The following is a 16,898-nucleotide window of genomic DNA, read 5'->3' on the forward strand; positions in this document are numbered from 1 at the left end:
AGCCGGGAGACACCGTACCGAGTACGTTGCACTTCCGCTCCTGAACAGCCCACACAGATCCCGGCGAGGCCCCTCGATGGACATACCGCCCGACAGCACATCGGCTCAACAGCCCGTCTGGCGACTGCTGCTCCGCTACGCGCGCCCCTACCGCTGGGCACTGCGACGGTGGTGGACGACGTGGCGACCGGTGCGTACATCCGGGTTGGGTTCCAGCGTGGCGACATAACCAACTGCAGCGTGATGGTCACTATGAGCGAACAAGGATGGGAGAAACGGCAGTTCGGGCATCGCGCCCGACTGGCACTTTCCTCCGCCTGCTCGCTCAAGGCCGATGATCAGGCGCACGCCGCCCGCACGATGTGGAATCTTCTCCACGCGTGGTGGCAGATCATGCCGAAGGAGAAGCAAACGCTCCCAAATGCGGACGCCGCGATCCGCCAGGCGCGTAAGGACATCGACTTCCTTGCCGTGCTGTCCGCCCAGGCCGCGCGGGCCGTACTCAAGACGTACTTCCAGGCATGGAAGAACTGCTGGGGGGCCGGGCCGGCGCCCCGAACTTCAAGGGCCGGTTCCGCACGGTGATGTCCGTGGGCATCCCGCAGGGCCGGGACCTGAATATCACCCGCGTGCACCGCCGCTGGGGCAGGGCCAACATCCCCAAGGTGGGCCGCGTCCGCTTCCGATGGACCAAAGACCTCCCCGGCGACAACCGGATCACCGGGCACGGCTGGTCAAAAACCCGCTGGGCTGGCACATCGCCTTCCGCCTCCGGACCCTCGAAACCACACCCGAACCGCACACCAGTCCCCAGACCGGCATCGACATGGGCGTCACCGTGCCCATCGCCCTCTCCGACGGCGCAACGTACGACCACGGCGAGTGGCTGACCAAGCAGGAGCAGGCCGGCTCACTCCGCGACAACCTGCTCCTCGGCAACCCTGAAGCGGCCGACGACGAGGTGCGCAGGGTGCTCAGAACCACCCGTCCTGGACGGCATGGTCGCCGGACTCCCCAAGGGACTGGACACCCTCGTCGGCCACCGCGGCACGAAACTCTCCGGCGGCGAACGCCAGCGCGTCGCCATCGCCCGCGCACTGCTGCGCCGCCCCCGGCTGCTCCTCCTCGACGAGGCCACGAGCCGGCTCGACGCCGTCAACGAAGCGGCCCTGCGCGACACCGCCGATGTCGCCCGCACCACCACTGTGCTCGTTGTCGCCCACCGGCTGTCCACGGTCACCACGGCCGACCGCATCAGGTCGACGCCCAACTGGCGGCGCGGGACTGGTCAGCCCAGAAACCTCGACAGTGATCCTGGTGTACGCCTCACCGCGACACCCGAAAGGCACCGAGTAGCTTCCGTCGCTCCAAGTGGCTGCAAGGCGGGGTGCGGGCCGCACCCGCTGTCTCATGGGCGTCATGGCACTGTGTACCAGCGGGGTGGAGCTCGTGCAGGCCGAGGTCAACGGCGGACCGGCACTGCGGGGGATCGTCGGCGGCCTGCCGGCGGGAGTGCTGGAGGCGGCGGCGGACGGGCGGATCACCGCGCTGCGGATCATGTGCAACCTTGCGGAGGGAACAGAACATGGACTCGACAATCCTGGTCACCGGGGCCACCGGAACTCTCGGCCGCCGTGTCGTGGAGCGGTTGCTCGCCGACGGAGCGCGGGTACGGGTGATGAGCCGCCGCCCGCGTCCCGAAGGCGACGACCGGCCATACGAATGGGCGCCCTGCGATCTCGCCAAGGAGAAGGGACTGGACGCGGCCGTCCAGAGCGTCTCCACCATCGTGCACTGCGCCACGGACGGGCGGAACGACGTGGAGGGGACTCGGCGGCTGGTCAAGGCGGCGCGGGGGGCGGGCAATCCGCATCTGGTCTACATCTCGATCGTTGGTATCGAGAAGGTGCCGTTCTTCTACTACAACGCCAAGCTCGCGGCGGAGCGGCTCGTCATGGACTCCGGCCTGCCCTGGACGATCCTGCGGGCCACCCAGTTCCACGATCTGATGGCCACGATGACCACAGCACAGCGTCGACTGCCGGTGGTGCTGGTGCCCAGCGGCCTTCGCTTCCAGCCCATCGAGGTGACGGAGGTCGCCGAGCGGCTGGCCGAGCTCGCCCAGGGCGCCCCGGCCGGCCGCGTCCCGGACCTGGCCGGCCCCGAGGTGCGCCATGCCCGCGCCCTCGCCGACGCCACGCTGCGCGCGGCGGGCCGACACCGTCTCCTCGTCCCGCTGCGCTTGCCGGGCAAGACATTCCGGGGCTTTCGCTCCGGCGGCCACCTGGCCCCCGACCGGGCCGTCGGCAAAGTCACGTACGAGCAGTATCTCGCCGCACGGGCGCGAGCGGGGCGGCTGTAGCCATGCGCCTTGTCTGGCTCCGCACGGGCCTGATCCTCCTCACCGCCGTACAGGGCGGGCTGGGCCTTTGGACGCAGTTCTTCCCGCGCTCCTTCTACGACGACGTCCCGACCGTGGACGCCTATCCGCCGTTCAGTGAGCATGTGCTCCGCGACTTCGGCGGCGCGACGTTGGGGATCGCGGTGGCGCTCGGCGCGGCCGCGATCTACCTGGAGCGCAGGCTGGTCGTCACGGCGCTGCTCGGCTATCTCGCCTTCGCCGTGCCGCATTTGGTCTTCCATCTCGGGCATCTGGACCATATGCCAACGGGTGACGCGCTCTTCCTTGCTGTCTCACTCGTCGTCATGACCGTGCTCCCGCTCCCTCTGTTGCTTCTCGCGCGGCGTAGCACCGCGCACGGGAAGAGAAATCCCGTCGGCGGGCAAGCCCACGGCGCACCGTGATGGCGACGGCTGCCGGCGTGCCGCCTCGTCAGCGCGCCGCGTCGTAGAGGACGACGAACGGGCCGCGGCTCTCCTCGCCGTCCGGTGAGCGCCAGCCGGCGGTGACGCATCCCCGGGCCCCGCTGGTCCGGCCCGGCCGGAGGACACGCACCACGTTCATGGTCAGGCGTCCCGACGACTCGCTGGGTGGCTCGGCCTCTGCCGTGGTTTCCACCACAACATCGGTGCCGTGCTGCCCGCTGTCCACCGCCGTCGACGCGACCACGGTCGAGAAGCCGGCTCCGGTGAAGTAACTGGTGACGGAGGGGTCGGGCATGTTGGTCTCACTCTGGGCCTGCGGTTCGGCGCGGCCCTGGAGGAGCGCGAGCAGTTGCGCGACAACAACCGGGTCGCGCGTCCCGTCGTACATCCACCGCCGTCCCAGCACCCCGTGCTCGGACGTGCCGATGAGTGCCTGTTCGGCTCCGTCGAGCGGTTCCCCGCGGTAACTGACTGGTACGCGGTACGAGATCGGCCGGTCGCCGGACCCGTCCGTGACCACCATGAACTCGATTCCTACCTCACCCTGCGGGTCATCGAGCCGGAAGCCGCCGGCCTTGGTCAGTTCCGGCACACCCGCCGTGCCGATGTACCACGACCGCGTGGGAAGCCAGGCGGCGAGAAGCTCCAGCTTGCCGGGCGTCATGGTGGTTCTGTGGATGACAGCCATACCTCGTGAACCTCTTCCCTCGGCGTGTGGTTCCCCTGCTGCCGTCCATCCGGCGCAGGGCTGGACGAATGAGTCCAACGTCAGAGACTCAGCAGCGGTCGTTACCTTGCCTTGCCGGCCACGGTGCCTCACACATGGCAGTGCACGTTGACGAGCAGGGTGTCGACGGCCAGCCCCGTCAGGTAGGCGTCGACGGCGGCCTGGCCTTTGCCGACGCCCGGCTCGTGCGGGCACTGGGCGGGACTGTGGCATGCGCCGTGCAGGAGCGCCCATCCGACCTCGTGCCACCAGCCGCCGAGGGTGAGCACATTGCGCCCGTCCAGCACCGCCGCGGGGAAGTCGAGCAGCTCCCGCGGCCCGCCCGCACACATCCCGGTCCGGCCGGGCTCCGGGGTGCCGTCGTGCCGCGGTCGTGGAGGATCCGCGGGTCGGCCTCGTGGTCCGGCAGCACCGGGAAGCCCGAGCCATGGGCCCCGCCGGAGATGCGGGCATAGTCCCAGATGTCTAGTTCCTCGCCCTGGGTGTGGTCCAGTTCGAACGGGGCCATCGCTTCTGCGACTGCCTCGTCCACCCGCCCGGCCGCCGTGCCGGGCAGGCACACAGTGATCGACATTCCCGCCATGCCGCGATCATGTCGTACGACAACCCCGAGAGACAGGGAATTACGGCGTAGCCACCTGCGATGTCCATGGGTCAGGCTGAAGCGCCTGGCGTATCCGAGACGGGTGTCGTCGGCAGGATCCCGGCCGCGAACGCCGCCAGATGTTCTCTCATCCGCTCTCGGGACATGCCCTCCTGACCGGCCAGGTGTTCTACGAGGTCGGCCCGGGTCGCGGCCAGCAGCGCGTGCGCGGTGAAGCCGCTGTCGGCCGCCCCAGGCAGCTGTTGCAGCGTGTGCTCAAGAGTGGTGTGCCACCACGTGTAGTGGCCCGCCTGGTAAGGGCTGCCGCTACCGGCTTCCTCCAGGGCCAGGGCCAGATGGCGGTTGTCGAGCTTGAACAGCAGGACCGCGTCGAGCAGGGCCAGTACTCGTTCGCGCGGCTCAGCAGTGGGGCCGAGCGGCGCCGGTCCCGCCTCGACCGCCTGGCGCAGCGGTTCGATCCTGCTCTCGACCAGGGCGCGAATCAGGCCCGTACGGTCGCCGAAACGGCGGAACAGGGTGCCTTTACCGACACCGGCCGCCGCCGCGACGTCGTCCATGGACACACTTCGCGGGCTCTCGCTGCGGGCGAAGAGGTCGTCGGCTGCGGTCAGGACGGCTTCGCGGTTGCGTGCCGCGTCCGCTCGCTCCTTGCGGGGGGTCATGGCCTCTCCATTTGCATAATCGGACCGTCAGTCCGTATTCTAAGTGGACTCACGGTCCGATTGTAAAGGATGGAGAACCCGGGATGACTGCCGCCAAGACACCCACGGCTCCCATGGCACCTGCGGATTTGTACCGCCACAGCCTGCGCCTGTTGCTCGACAAGGACATCGACGGCTGGGTGGCGCTGTGCGACGAGAACGTCGTCTTCGAGTTTCCCTTCGCCCCGGAAGGCTTTCCCGCGAGGCTGGAGGGCCGGGCGGCCGTCGCCGAGTACATGCGGGGCTACCCCGACCACGTCGACTTCCGCGAGATCCTTTCCATGGAGATCCACCAGACCACCAACCCGGAAACGATCGTGGCCGAGTGGCGTGGCGCCGGTCGCATCGTGGCCATCGACGCGCCCTACGACATGCCCTACGTCGCCGTGGTAACGGTCAGCAACGGCCGTATCACCCATTACCGCGACTACTGGAACCCGGCCGCCATCCCGGGCTCCGCGGACAATGCCAAGTTCTTCCCCGACGCGCGATGAAGGAGACAGAGATGTCTGACCGCACCATCCTGGTCACCGGAGCCACTGGCAATACCGGCAGGCGCGTCGTGTCCCAGCTCGCCGCACTCGGCCACCTGGTCACCGCGGCCAATCGCAGCCCCGCCGCACGGGACAGCGCCGCCGGCGGGTCCGCGGCCGTGCGCTTCGACTGGTACGACCCCGCCACCTACGCGGACGCTCTGCGCGACGCCGATCGGGTATATCTCGTTCCTCCCATCGGCGAACCACACCCGGCCGCCGTCATGCTCCCCTTCCTCCAGCAGGCCCGTGCGGCCGGAGTCCAGCGGGCGGTGCTGCTCAGCTCCTCAGGCATCCCGGCAGGGGGGCCAGGGGTCGGCCAGGTGCACGGCATGCTCGCCGAGCTGTTCGGTGAGTGGGCGGTACTGCGGCCGTCCTGGTTCATGCAGAACTTCACGGATCAGCACCTGCACGCGGACAGCATCCGCGACGACGGCGTCATCATGTCCGCGACCGGCAACGGCCGGGTCGGTTTCGTCGACGCCGACGACATCGCGGCGGTCGCCGTCCGCGCTCTGCTCGACGATCCCGCGCCCAACACCGACCTGATCATCACTGGGCCCCAGGCGCTGAGTTACGAGGACATCGCGGCCGTTATCACCGAAGTCGGCGGCAGGCCGGTCTCCCATCGGCCTGTCACCTATGAGCAGCTGCGCGATCGCCTGGCCACCGACATACCCGAGGAGTTCGCCGCGCTGCTGGCGGGCCTGGACCACGCCATCTCCCAAGGGGCAGAAGACCGCGTTACGGATACCGTCGAACGCCTCACAGGTCGCCCGGCCCGCAGCTTCCGCGCGTACTGCGAAGAGGTGACGCGTCTTCAGGTTGCTGAGTAGCGGCGCCATGCGGAGGCGAAGACCGTCACCAGTGCTGGCGACGGCCTTCGCCCGGGAGCCCCGTAGGCGAGCGCCGTGTGGTTGTCAGGGCCGCATCGCGCTCACTGGGCGCTGGAGTCCACCCCGCGAGTGAGAAACCACGGCGAGGGCGCGCGAAACACACGGGGAGGACGTATTGGGCCCCCGGTACGCCCCCGGCACCAGGCCCACGGAGTCCCTCGCTCAAAGGCCAGACACCCACTCCGTTGTGATGCCGTTGGTCGGCGGTTGTACGCAACAGTCCCCGCGGCCACCCGTCACGATGGGCGCTATCCACCGGTTTATAGGCCCGCTTTGTACGGCCAGTCGCACAACACACCTCGCCTATTGACGCTGTGCCACGCACCGGCCGACACTCTCGAAACCCGACGCCACAGCGCCGTAACACCAGCCGTAACATCAGAGGAAAAGCCGATGCCGAGCCGCTTTGCCATGCCCAGAAGACGCCCGCGCCCAAGACGCCGGGCACGCCCGCTCGCCGCCCTGGTCCTCGCCTCGTTGAGCCTGACCCTGCTGTCACCACGAGCAGACGCGGCGGAAGCGGTGGCCGACATCACCGAGGGGCTGGCCCTCCAGTACAAGCTGGACGCGGCCTCCGGACAGGTCGCGGTCGACTCCTCCGGGCAAGGCAACAACGGTACGGTGCACGGCGCGGCGTCCTGGAGCGGAGAGGCGGGCCAGGGGCTCGGCTTCAACGGGGCCGACACCTACATCAAGGTGCCGGACAACATCATGCGCGGGATGAGCGCGATCACCGTCTCGATGGACGTGCTGATCGACTCCGCCCAGGCCGACCCGTACTTCATCTACGGCTTCGGCAACACCAGCGGAACCAGCGGCAACGGCTACCTGTTCACCACCGGCAACCACTTCCGGACCACCCTCGCCACCGGGAACTGGTCGACCGAGCAGACCACCCGCACCCCCACCTCGCGCAACCTCCAGCGCTCGGTGTGGAAGCACGTCTCCTACACCCAGTCGGGCACCACCGGCATCCTCTACGAGGACGGGGTGGAGGTGGGCCGGAACACAGCGGTCACCATCACCCCCGGTGCCATCGGCGCCGGCACCACCACCGCCAACCACATCGGCAAGTCCGTCTACCCGGGCGACAAACTGTTCAAGGGCAAGATCCGCGACTTCCGCGTGTACAACCGCGCATTGGCCGGTGAAGAGGTCGGGCAACTGGCCCTGCCCGTCGCCCGCGAAGGGCTCGCCAAGGACCTGGCCGCCCTCACCCTCGGCGACACCAGTGCCGTTCTCTCCGACCTGACCCTGCCGGCCACCGGCACCGCGGGCGGTTCCACGATCAGCTGGGCCAGCGACGCGCCCTCCGTGGTGTCGGCCACCGGCAAGGTCACCCGCCCCGCAGCCGGCGAACCCGACGGCCACGCCACACTCACGGCGACGCTGAAGAAGGGAACGGTGACCGACACCAGGACCTTCGACATCACCGTCCTCGCCGAATTCGACGACGCGAAGACGGCGCAGCAGGCCGCCGCCGCCCTGGTGGTCCACAACATCGACGACGTACGCGGCAACCTCACCCTGCCGAAGACCGGTGCCGACGGAACCACCGTCAGCTGGTCCTCCGCGAAGCCGGCTGTCATCTCCGCCGGCGGTGTGGTGCACCGCCCCGCCACGGGCGACGGCTCCACCACGGTAGAGCTGACCGCGACCGTCACCCGTAACGCCGCAACCGCGACCCGCGTCTTCACCGCCAAGGTGCCGGAACTGCCCGTCCAGGAAGCCCTCAAGGGCTATATGTTCAGCTACTTCACCGGCGAGGGCACCTCGGACGGTGAGCAGCTCTACGCGGCCCTCAGCCAGGGCAACGACCCGCTGAACTGGCGCGAGCTGAACGACGGCAAGCCCGTCCTCACCTCCACGCTCGGTGAGAAGGGCCTGCGCGACCCGTTCATCATCCGCTCCCCCGAGGGCGACAAGTTCTACCAGATAGCCACTGACCTGCGGATCTACGGCAACGGCAACTGGGACGCCTCGCAGCGCACCGGCTCCAAGTCGATCATGGTGTGGGAGTCCACCGACCTGGTGAACTGGACAGACCAGCGCCTGGTCAAGGTCTCGCCCGACGCGGCCGGCAACACCTGGGCTCCCGAGGCGTACTACGACGAGACCCTCGGCGAGTACGTCGTCTTCTGGGCCTCCAAGCTGTACGACAACCCCGCGCACACCGGCGACACGTACAACCGCATGATGTACGCCACCACCCGTGACTTCCGCACCTTCAGCGAGCCCAAGGTCTGGATCGACCGCGGCTACTCGGTCATCGACTCCACGATGATCAAGCACGACGGCACGTACCACCGCCTGTCCAAGGACGAGCGGAACAACACCTCCTCCACCCCCAACAGCAAGTTCATCTTCCACGAGAAGAGCGACTCGATCCTCGACCTCTCCTACGACGCCGTCGCCGAGGGCATCGGCAAGGGCGTGATGAGCGCCGCCGAGGGGCCGCTGGTCTTCAAGTCCAACACCGAGGAGAAGTGGTACGCGTTCCTCGACGAGTTCGGAGGCCGCGGCTACATCCCCTTCGAGACGACAGACCTCGCCTCCGGCGCCTGGACCCCGTCCACCGGCTACAGCCTGCCCGCCAAGCCCCGCCACGGCACGGTCCTCCCGGTCACCCAGGCCGAGTACGACCGGCTGCTGCGCACCTACAACCAGAACCAGCTGGTGGAGAGCGTCGAGGACGTGTCGGTGACCACCGGCATCGGCAAGGCCCCGGTCCTGCCTGCCACTGTCATCGCCGACTACGCCGACGGCACCACCCGCCCCGTCTCCGTCGCCTGGGACGCCGTCCCCGCCTCGGCGTACGCACAGGCCGGCACCTTCACCGTGACGGGCAGCCTGCCCGACGGAGCCGGGCTCAAGGCCCACGCCCAGGTCACCGTCTCGGCCGACGGCGGCTCACAGGTGCCCGCCGATCTGGTGGTGCGCTACGACTTCGACGAGACCGGCGGCAGCATCGCCCGTGACTCCAGCGGTCGCGGCAACCACGGCACCTACGTTCGCACCCCCGCGTTCTCCACCGGTGTGAAGGGCGGCTCGTTCGCGATGTCCGGCGGCCCGAGTACCTCCACCACCGCGCCGTACGTCAAGATCCCCAACGGCGTCCTGAAGGACACCGACAGCGTCACCGTCTCCACGTACGCCAAGTGGAACGCCTCGACGCCGAACAACCAGTGGCTCTTCGGTCTGGGCCCCGACAGCAACAAGTACCTCTTCGCCTCACCGTCCAACGGCGGCTCCAAGCTGTTCTCGGCGGTCACCACCGGCAGCTGGCAGGGCGAGTCGCAGATGACGGCGGGCTCCCAGCTCGCCACCGGCGAGTGGAAACACATCACGGTCACCCTGAATGGCGCGACCGGCACCGCCGTGCTCTACCTGGACGGTGCGGAGGCGGCGCGCGCGACCGGCGTCACCGTCAAACCGGGCGACCTCTACAACGCCTCGAAGGACTACTCCGGCTACATCGGCAAGTCCCTCTACGCCCCCGACCCGTACTTCGGTGGCCAGGTCGACGACTTCCGCGTCTACGACCGGGCGCTGTCGGCGAACGAGGTTCTGGAGCTCAGCGGGAACACCACCGGCATCGCCGGGGCGACGCTCCCCGAGCTGAAGGTCGACGCGATCGTCAGCGACGCCTCCAGCAAGATCACCCTGCCGGTGAAGGCGGGCAGCGACCTCACCGCCCTCGCCCCCGAATTCACCCTGGCGAACGGCGCGGCCATCAGCCCCGCATCCGGCACCACCCGCGACTTCACCGGCCCCGTCACGTACAAAGTCACCGGCTCGGACGGCAAGACCCGCACCTGGACCGTGCAGGCCATGGAGCTGAAGAGCCCGGTGCTCCCGGGGCTGAACGCGGACCCGGACATCGCGGTCTTCGGCGACACCTTCTACATCTATCCGACCACCGACGGCTTCCCGGGCTGGAGCGGTACGCAGTTCAAGGCCTACTCCTCCACCGACCTGGTGCACTGGAAGGACCACGGCGTCATCCTCGATCTCGGCCCGGACGTGTCCTGGGCCCAGAGCCGGGCCTGGGCCCCGGCGATCGCGGAGCGCAACGGCAAGTACTACTTCTACTTCTGCGCGGAAGCGCAGATCGGCGTCGCAGTCTCCGACTCGCCCACCGGCCCGTTCAAGGACGCGCTGGGCAAGCCACTGATCCCCAACGGCCAGTTCAGGGGCCAGATGATCGACCCGGCGGTCTTCACCGACGACGACGGCAAGCAGTATCTGTACTTCGGCAACGGCGGCGCGTACGTGGTGCCGCTGAATGACGACATGGTCTCCTTCGACGCGTCGAAGGTCGCCACCATCACCCCCGCCGGCTACAACGAGGGCTCGTTCGTCATCAAGCGCAACGGCACCTACTACTTCATGTGGTCGGAGAACGACACCCGCGACGAGAACTACCGCGTGGCCTACGCCACCGGCTCCTCGCCGCTGGGCCCCTGGACCAAGCGGGGCGTGATCCTGGAGAAGAACCTGGAGCTGGGCATCAAGGGCCCCGGCCACCACTCGGTGGTCCAGGTGCCGAACAGCGACGACTGGTACATCGCCTACCACCGCTTCGCCATCCCCGGCGGCGACGGCACCCACCGCGAAACCACCATCGACAAGATGGAGTTCGACTCCGCCGGTCTGATCAAGCCCGTCGTTCCCACCCTGACGAGCATCGCCCCGGTCACCGTCGTCCGCGCCGGAGCGGACGCCTCGGGCACGGAAGGTGCGCGCATCCCGCTCAAGGGCACGCTCTCCGGAGCGGGCGGGCCGAACTGGACAGTGGCCTCCGGCGCTCCTTGCGCGGTGTCCGCCGCCGACACCCTCACCCCCGAGGTCACCTGCACCGACAACGGTACGTACGAGGTGACCCTGACCGGTGGCCGCAGCAGCGACACCGTCAAGGTGACCGTCGACAACGCGCCCCCGGTGATCACGGCCGCCACCGGGCCGGCCACCGCCGTATCGGCCGGTACGCCGCTCACCCTCACCGTCCGCTTCGCCGACCCGGGCGCCAAGGACACCCACACCTGCACCGTGGACTGGGACGACTCCACCGCCCCGGTCGCGTGCTCGGTGGCCCACGCCTACACCGCCGCGGGCATCCACCACCCGACGGTCACGGTCACCGACGACGACGGCGGTACGGCCTCGCGGACCCTCTCGGACCTGGTGGTCTACGACCGTAAGGCCGGCTCGACCGCCGGCGGGGGCATCGTCACCTCCCCGCCCGGTGCGTACGCCGCGAACCCGGCCCTGACCGGAAAGGCGACGTTCGCCTTCGCCGCCACGTACCTGAAGGGCGCCACGAAGCCCACCGGCACCGCCGCCTTCGACTTCAAGGCGGCCAACCTGAAGTTCCGCGCCTCGGCGTCCGACTGGCTGGTGGTCTCGGGCGCGCAAGCCGACTACCAGGGCAGCGGCACGGTGAACGGCACGAAGGGCTTCGCCTTCCGGATCACTGCCACCGACCACCCGGACAGCTTCCGGATCAAGATCTGGAACACGGCCACCGGCCAGACCGTCTACGAGAGCGGCCAGATCAAGGTGCTCCTCGGAATCACCGTCGGCTGAGGCATATGGGTGAATTACCGCGGCCCGGCCCCTTTCTCCCGGGGCCGGGCCGTAAGTATGGGGGCCGGAAAACCGCGTAGGGAGACGCAATGAGCAAGGCATACACGGAAGTTGTCGACATTCTGGTGGACAAGTTCCAGTTCACCGAGGACGAGCTGTCGCCCGGCGCCACACTGGAAGACGTGGATCTGGACTCCCTCGGCCGGGTCGAGTTCGTCCTCACCCTGCGGGACCGGACCGGGGTGCCGTTCAGCGAGGACGAGGTCACCCTGGACACCACGCTGGGCGAGATCGCCACCGCCATCGAGACCTCGTGGGACACCGGTACGGCGGTGGCCTCCCGGTGACCCGCGCCGGTATCGCCGATATCGCCGTCACCGGACTGGGCGCGGTCACCCCCGCCGGAATCGGCGTCGAGGAGACCTGGCGGCGCGTCTGCCGCGGTGACTCCACGGCCTCCCGCGACGCCGGTCTCGCGGGCCTGGCCGTCGACTTCAGCTGCCGCGTCCCCGCGTTCGACATCACCGACCGCGCGCGCCGGCGGCAGCTGTGGCGGCAGGACCGCTTCACACAGATCGCGCTGGTGGCGGCCGGTGAAGCCCTGAAAGACGCGTGCCTCGACCCGAAGAACCCGATGGCATGGGACGGTGCGCGGGTCGGGGTCGCCATCGGCTGCGGGCTCGGCGGCAGCCACACCTGGGAGGCCGGGTGTGAGCGGCTGCGCCAGGAGGGACCCGACGCCGTGTCCCCCGCGGTCATCCCGATGCTGCTGCCCAACATGGCGGCGGGCGAGGTCGCGCTCGCCTTCGGCGCGCGCGGGCCGAGTCTGGCCCCCTCCACCGCCTGCGCCTCGGGCGCCAGCGCGCTGGCCGTCGCCCGGGACTGGCTGGTGTCGGGCCAGTGCGATGTGGTGATCGCGGGCGGTACGGACGCGGCGATCACGCCCCTGGTGGTGACCGCGTTCCAGCGGCTGGGGGCGCTGTCCGGACGTACGGACGAACCGGAGGCCGCCTCACGCCCCTTCGCCGACGACAACGACGGCTTCGTCATGGCCGAGGCCGCCGGGATCCTCGTACTCGAACGGGCGCGTGACGCCGAGGCGCGTGGCGTCCGCCGGCGCGCCCTGCTCGCGGGGTGCGGGGCGAGCACCGACGCGCTGCACCCCACCGCGCCGCATCCCGAGGGCCGGATCGCCGAGGCGGCGGTGTCCGCGGCGCTGGCCGACGCGGGCATCGGCGCCCGCGACATCGACCATGTCAACGCCCATGCCACCTCCACCCCACTGGGTGATGCCGCCGAAGCGAGCCTCATCAGCCGGGTGTTCGAACACGGGCCGAGCGTGACCTCCGCCAAGGGTGCTCTGGGGCACTCGCTCGGCGCGGCGGGCGCGGTCGAGGCCGTGCTCACGGTGCTGAGCATCGAGCGGTCCGCCGTACCGCCGACGGCCAACGTCGACGCGCCCTCGACACGCTTCGACATCGACCTCGTCACCAAGATCGTGCGGGAGCAGCGGGTACGCGCCGCCCTGAGCAACTCCTTCGGGTTCGGCGGCCACAACGTATCCCTGGTCTTCCGCGGCGCCCAGTAACTCCTACGTGGGGCGCAGGGCGTCGGTGAGACCCGTGGGCCAGACGACCGCGGCGGTGAAGCCCAGCTCGCGCGCCGCCTGTTCGGTGGTGCACGTCCAGGCGGCGCGGCAGAGCTCGCGGATCTTGTCCCTGGCGAACATGGACGGCCGGTCCCGTACCCGCGCCGCGAGCTCCGCGCTCCACGCCGCCGCCATCATCGCCCCGCGCGGCACCGGGACGATGCGCGGCGGCCTGCGGCCCACCCACGCCGCCACAGCCGCCCCGATGTCCTCGTAACGGTGATGGACGCCGTCACTGACGTGGTAGACCCCGCGCGGCGAAGGGGAACGCTGGACCGTGGCCCCGCGTTCGGCGGCGGCGAGCAGCGCGTGGCAGAGGTCGTCCACATGGATCAGCGAGTACTGGCGCGGCCCGGTGCCGCAGGTGAGCAGCGCGCCGCCGCGGACCATAGCGAGCACGGTGGGCAGGAACTGCGTATCCCCGGGGCCGTAGACGATCGGCGGGCGGACGATGACGCCGGGCACCCGGTCGGCCATGGCGTGCAGCGCCCGCTCACCGGCGAGTTTGCTGCGTCCGTACGCCGACACGGGCCTCGGCGGGTCGGTCTCGCGGCGGGGTCTGCCGGGCAGCGACGGTCCGGCGGCGGCCAGGGAGGAGCAGTACACCAGGCGGGGCGGTGTCTCCAGCTCCGCCAGGGCCTCGCACAGCAGACGGGTGCCATGCGCGTTGACCGGGGCGTAGCCGTCCGGGCGGGTGGCCATGACCGTTCCGGCCAGATGGAGCACGCAGTCGGTGCCGGACGCCTCGTCGACGGCCGCGCGCAGACCGTGTCCGGTGGCGAGGTCGCCGTACAGCACGCGGACGGCGGGCGGGGTTCGTGCCGGTCCCTGTTGGTCCCGTACGAGCGCGGCGACCGTGTGGCCGCGCTCCAGCAGATGGCGTACGAGATGGAGTCCGACGAACCCGGTGGCGCCGGTGACGAGGTACTTCATCGGCGGGCCGCGGGCACACGCGCGGGGTCGAGTGCGCGCTCGTAGAGGCGGTGGGTACGGAAGTGGACGCCGCCGAAGGCCTGGACGTAGCGGTTGGCGTCGTGGTTGTCCTCCAGGATCCACGAGAACTCGGTCTCGGTGTGGCCGAGGCGCAGAGCGGCCCGCTGGCCCTCGGTGACCAGTGCCGCGCCAAGACCGGTCGAGCGGTACGCCTTCTTGATGCCGGAGGCAATAGCGCGGGTGCGGTTGATGCGCCGGGCGGCCCTGGCGATGCGCAGCTGGCCGATGGGCAGCCCGAGGGTCGTGAGGCGGCCGTCGGCGGCGCGCAGCGCCTGGTTGGCGTCCGGCAGCCAGAGGGTGAAGGCGACGGGCTCGCCGTGCACCTCGGCGAAGTGGAGCAACTCGGGCTGGATGAGCGGCTTCAGCCTGGCGATCGTATGGCTGAATTCACGGTCGGTCATGGGTACGGAGGCGTAGTTCTCGGCCCACGCGTCGGTGTAGATGTCCTTGAGCGCGGCCAGGTCGGCGTCGAAGCGGGCGGGGTCGAGCGGGCGTACCCGTACGCCGGGCGCGTTCAGGGCGCGCTCGGCCACGCGGCGGAAGGCGGCCGGGGGTTCGCCGTCCGGTGGCATCGGGACCCGCCAGGAGTACAGGTCCTTCGCCTTGGTGAAGCCGCACGCGGTGTACAGGGCCGGGTAGTACGCGGGGTTGTGCGGCATCAGCAGGGTGGGCGGGGAGTCGAAGCCGTCGACGAGCACCCCGCACTCGTCGTTGGTGGAGAAGTTGAGCGGGCCGAGCATCGCGCGCAGGCCGCGCTCGCGGAGCCAGGCGGCGGCGGTGTCGAAGAGGGCGGTCGCCACGGCGGGGTCGTCCACGCACTCGAAGAGCCCGAACTGACCGCAGCGCGCGTCGTGCCGCGCCTGGTAGCGGGGGTCGATGACGGCGGCGATGCGGCCCACCGCCCGCCGGCCCCGGCGGGCGAGGAACAGTTCGGCCGTGCCGGTCTCGAAGAAGGGGTTGCGCCGCCGGTCGATCAGGGCGCGCTGCTCACCGATCAGGGGGGCGACCCAGTGGGGGTCGTCTCGGTAGAGGGAGCGCGGCAGGGTGACGAAGGCGGTGGTCTCGGCACGGCTGCGTACGCGGCTGACGGTGACGGGGGCTGTGGCGGGGACTGGGGGCATTGTGGCCGGGAGGGTCATTCGCTCACCGCCCCCACCGCTACGGGCTGCCGGAGCCGGAGGTCGGCTGTCAGGCCGAGTCGGCGGCCCACCGCGGCGAACGCGTCGAGGATCCGGGTGATGTGCTCGTCGGTGTGCACGGCCTGCGGGGTCACCCGGATCAGCGCCCGGTTCCTCGGTACGGCCGGGGTCATCACGGCGTTGGTGAACACCCCCGCGTCGAGCAGCTCCTGCCACACCCGTACGCACAGCGCCGTATCACCGATGTACACCGGCACGACGGGGGTGGTCGAGCGGCCCGTGTCGTACCCCAGGGACCGCAGGCCGCGCAGCAGCCGCTGGGCGTGGCCGTGCACCCGCGCCCGGCGCTCGGGCTCGGCCTCGATGATGTCGAGGGAGGCCAGCGCGGCGGCGGCCGAGGCCGGTGGCATCGCCGCGGAGAAGAGGACCGACCGGGCGCTGTAGCGCAGATGCTCGATGACGGCGGCGGGGCCGACGAGCATGCCGCCGACCGAGCCGAAGCACTTCGAGAGCGTTCCGGTGAACAGGTCGACGTCACCCAGCAGACCGAAGTGCTCGGCCACACCGCGGCCGTGGGCCCCGAGCAGGCCGATGTCGTGGGCTCCGTCGACCACCAGCCGGGCGCCGTGGCGGCGGGCGAGGTCCACGATCCCGGGGAGCCGGCACAGGTCGCCCTCCATCGAGAACAGGCCGTCGGTGACGATGAGCCGCGCGGACGCGGGGTCGGAGGCGGCCAGCAGCCGTTCGAGGTGGCCGAGGTCGGAGTGCCGGTACCGGCAGTGGGTGGCGGCGGCGCTCAGTCCGACGGCGTCCACCAGCGAGGCGTGGTTGGACATGTCCGCGAAGACGACGGTGTCCCGGCCCAGCAGCGCCGCGAGCGCGAGGTTGGCCTGGAAGCCGGTGGTGGTCACGAGCGCCGCCTCACCGCCCATGAACGCGGCGAGCCTGCTCTCCAGCTCCTCGTGCAGGGTGAGCGTGCCGTTGAGTACGCGCGCGCCCGAGCAGGAGGCGCCGAAGCGGCGCAGCGCCTGGGCGGCGGCCTCGATCACGCGAGGGTCGGTCGAAAGACCGAGGTAGTCATTGCACCCTGCCATGACGACCGTACGGCCGTCGACCTCGCATTCGACCTCCGCTCCACGCGCCGCGAAAGTCCGATAATAGGGTCGGAATGCGCTGTCCGTCGCCGCTCGATGCAGCTCCGATGGATATGTGTCAAAGACATCCGCCATGCCATTCCCCGGGCTT

At 69.9% G+C, this 16,898-nt stretch carries 13 protein-coding genes and 2 pseudogenes; 9 read left to right on the forward strand and 6 right to left on the reverse strand.

Going from position 1 to position 16,898, the window contains the following annotated elements; translation table 11 throughout:
* Nucleotides 1-252: 252 nt before the first annotated feature.
* The 4 genes and pseudogenes from ACIHCQ_RS02100 to ACIHCQ_RS02115 form a co-directional block, all read left to right on the forward strand.
* Nucleotides 253-907: pseudogene (locus ACIHCQ_RS02100) on the forward strand (RNA-guided endonuclease TnpB family protein); the annotation flags it as partial.
* A pseudogene (locus ACIHCQ_RS02105) lies at nucleotides 905-1,256 on the forward strand (ATP-binding cassette domain-containing protein); the annotation flags it as partial. The pseudogenes ACIHCQ_RS02100 and ACIHCQ_RS02105, both read left to right, overlap by 3 nt.
* 329 nt (nucleotides 1,257-1,585) lie before the next feature.
* Entirely contained in the window at nucleotides 1,586-2,362 is a 777-nt protein-coding gene (locus ACIHCQ_RS02110) for an SDR family oxidoreductase (protein ID WP_399656863.1), read from the forward strand.
* A gap of 2 nt (nucleotides 2,363-2,364) precedes the next feature.
* Complete coding sequence (locus tag ACIHCQ_RS02115) at nucleotides 2,365-2,805, forward strand: hypothetical protein (protein ID WP_399656865.1); 441 nt, start codon at nucleotides 2,365-2,367, stop codon at nucleotides 2,803-2,805.
* Between the two features lie 28 nt (nucleotides 2,806-2,833).
* On the opposite strand, the gene ACIHCQ_RS02120 is transcribed toward ACIHCQ_RS02115, so the two are convergent.
* From ACIHCQ_RS02120 to ACIHCQ_RS02130, 3 genes are all read right to left on the reverse strand, one after another.
* A complete protein-coding gene (locus ACIHCQ_RS02120; RefSeq protein WP_399656867.1) occupies nucleotides 2,834-3,514 on the reverse strand; it encodes a 1,4-alpha-glucan branching protein in 681 nt (226 codons plus the stop codon).
* A gap of 128 nt (nucleotides 3,515-3,642) precedes the next feature.
* Nucleotides 3,643-3,885, reverse strand: a complete 243-nt coding sequence (locus tag ACIHCQ_RS02125; RefSeq protein WP_399656868.1) for a hypothetical protein — start codon at nucleotides 3,883-3,885, stop codon at nucleotides 3,643-3,645.
* A 322-nt stretch (nucleotides 3,886-4,207) separates the two neighbouring features.
* The gene (locus ACIHCQ_RS02130; protein WP_399656870.1) at nucleotides 4,208-4,819 is read right to left on the reverse strand and encodes a TetR family transcriptional regulator; all 612 of its coding nucleotides are present in this window, start codon (nucleotides 4,817-4,819) and stop codon (nucleotides 4,208-4,210) included.
* An 83-nt stretch (nucleotides 4,820-4,902) separates the two neighbouring features.
* On the opposite strand from ACIHCQ_RS02130, the gene ACIHCQ_RS02135 reads away from it, so the two are divergent.
* The 5 genes from ACIHCQ_RS02135 (at nucleotide 4,903) to ACIHCQ_RS02155 (ending at nucleotide 13,461) form a co-directional block, all read left to right on the forward strand.
* Entirely contained in the window at nucleotides 4,903-5,352 is a 450-nt protein-coding gene (locus tag ACIHCQ_RS02135; RefSeq protein WP_399656872.1) for a nuclear transport factor 2 family protein, read from the forward strand.
* An 11-nt stretch (nucleotides 5,353-5,363) separates the two neighbouring features.
* Entirely contained in the window at nucleotides 5,364-6,227 is an 864-nt protein-coding gene (locus tag ACIHCQ_RS02140) for an NAD(P)H-binding protein (protein ID WP_399656874.1), read from the forward strand.
* Between the two features lie 453 nt (nucleotides 6,228-6,680).
* Nucleotides 6,681-11,873, forward strand: a complete 5,193-nt coding sequence (locus ACIHCQ_RS02145; RefSeq protein ID WP_399656876.1) for a family 43 glycosylhydrolase — start codon at nucleotides 6,681-6,683, stop codon at nucleotides 11,871-11,873.
* 89 nt (nucleotides 11,874-11,962) lie between these two features.
* Nucleotides 11,963-12,220: an acyl carrier protein gene (locus ACIHCQ_RS02150; RefSeq protein ID WP_399656878.1), complete on the forward strand. Its 258-nt coding sequence runs from the start codon at nucleotides 11,963-11,965 to the stop codon at nucleotides 12,218-12,220.
* Nucleotides 12,217-13,461, forward strand: a complete 1,245-nt coding sequence (locus ACIHCQ_RS02155) for a beta-ketoacyl-[acyl-carrier-protein] synthase family protein (protein ID WP_399656880.1) — start codon at nucleotides 12,217-12,219, stop codon at nucleotides 13,459-13,461. Before ACIHCQ_RS02150 ends, ACIHCQ_RS02155 begins: the two co-directional genes overlap by 4 nt.
* Nucleotides 13,462-13,464: 3 nt before the next feature.
* Here ACIHCQ_RS02155 and ACIHCQ_RS02160 read toward each other — a convergent pair whose 3' ends face one another.
* Genes ACIHCQ_RS02160 through ACIHCQ_RS02170 form a run of 3 tightly spaced genes read right to left on the reverse strand, consistent with a single transcriptional unit; the run spans nucleotide 13,465 to nucleotide 16,747 of the window.
* On the reverse strand, nucleotides 13,465-14,454 hold the full coding sequence (locus ACIHCQ_RS02160) for an NAD-dependent epimerase/dehydratase family protein (protein WP_399656882.1): 990 nt from the start codon (nucleotides 14,452-14,454) through the stop codon (nucleotides 13,465-13,467).
* A complete protein-coding gene (locus ACIHCQ_RS02165; protein ID WP_399656883.1) occupies nucleotides 14,451-15,635 on the reverse strand; it encodes an N-acetyltransferase in 1,185 nt (394 codons plus the stop codon). Before ACIHCQ_RS02165 ends, ACIHCQ_RS02160 begins: the two co-directional genes overlap by 4 nt.
* 14 nt (nucleotides 15,636-15,649) lie before the next feature.
* Complete coding sequence (locus tag ACIHCQ_RS02170; RefSeq protein WP_399656885.1) at nucleotides 15,650-16,747, reverse strand: aminotransferase class I/II-fold pyridoxal phosphate-dependent enzyme; 1,098 nt, start codon at nucleotides 16,745-16,747, stop codon at nucleotides 15,650-15,652.
* Nucleotides 16,748-16,898: the final 151 nt, after the last annotated feature.

It is taken from the genome of Streptomyces sp. NPDC052236 (assembly GCF_044548015.1).
GTDB lineage: Bacteria > Actinomycetota > Actinomycetes > Streptomycetales > Streptomycetaceae > Streptomyces.

What these genes read in the sequence shown, in the direction of transcription:
- ACIHCQ_RS02110 (WP_399656863.1), top strand. Translation starts at nt 1,586, where the DNA reads ATGGACTCGACAATCCTGGTCACCGGGGCCACCGGAACTCTCGGCCGC.
- ACIHCQ_RS02115 (WP_399656865.1), top strand. Translation starts at nt 2,365, where the DNA reads ATGCGCCTTGTCTGGCTCCGCACGGGCCTGATCCTCCTCACCGCCGTA.
- ACIHCQ_RS02120 (WP_399656867.1), bottom strand. Translation starts at nt 3,514, where the DNA reads ATGGCTGTCATCCACAGAACCACCATGACGCCCGGCAAGCTGGAGCTT.
- ACIHCQ_RS02125 (WP_399656868.1), bottom strand. Translation starts at nt 3,885, where the DNA reads ATGTGTGCGGGCGGGCCGCGGGAGCTGCTCGACTTCCCCGCGGCGGTG.
- ACIHCQ_RS02130 (WP_399656870.1), bottom strand. Translation starts at nt 4,819, where the DNA reads ATGACCCCCCGCAAGGAGCGAGCGGACGCGGCACGCAACCGCGAAGCC.
- ACIHCQ_RS02135 (WP_399656872.1), top strand. Translation starts at nt 4,903, where the DNA reads ATGACTGCCGCCAAGACACCCACGGCTCCCATGGCACCTGCGGATTTG.
- ACIHCQ_RS02140 (WP_399656874.1), top strand. Translation starts at nt 5,364, where the DNA reads ATGTCTGACCGCACCATCCTGGTCACCGGAGCCACTGGCAATACCGGC.
- ACIHCQ_RS02145 (WP_399656876.1), top strand. Translation starts at nt 6,681, where the DNA reads ATGCCGAGCCGCTTTGCCATGCCCAGAAGACGCCCGCGCCCAAGACGC.
- ACIHCQ_RS02150 (WP_399656878.1), top strand. Translation starts at nt 11,963, where the DNA reads ATGAGCAAGGCATACACGGAAGTTGTCGACATTCTGGTGGACAAGTTC.
- ACIHCQ_RS02160 (WP_399656882.1), bottom strand. Translation starts at nt 14,454, where the DNA reads ATGAAGTACCTCGTCACCGGCGCCACCGGGTTCGTCGGACTCCATCTC.
- ACIHCQ_RS02165 (WP_399656883.1), bottom strand. Translation starts at nt 15,635, where the DNA reads ATGCCCCCAGTCCCCGCCACAGCCCCCGTCACCGTCAGCCGCGTACGC.
- ACIHCQ_RS02170 (WP_399656885.1), bottom strand. Translation starts at nt 16,747, where the DNA reads ATGGCAGGGTGCAATGACTACCTCGGTCTTTCGACCGACCCTCGCGTG.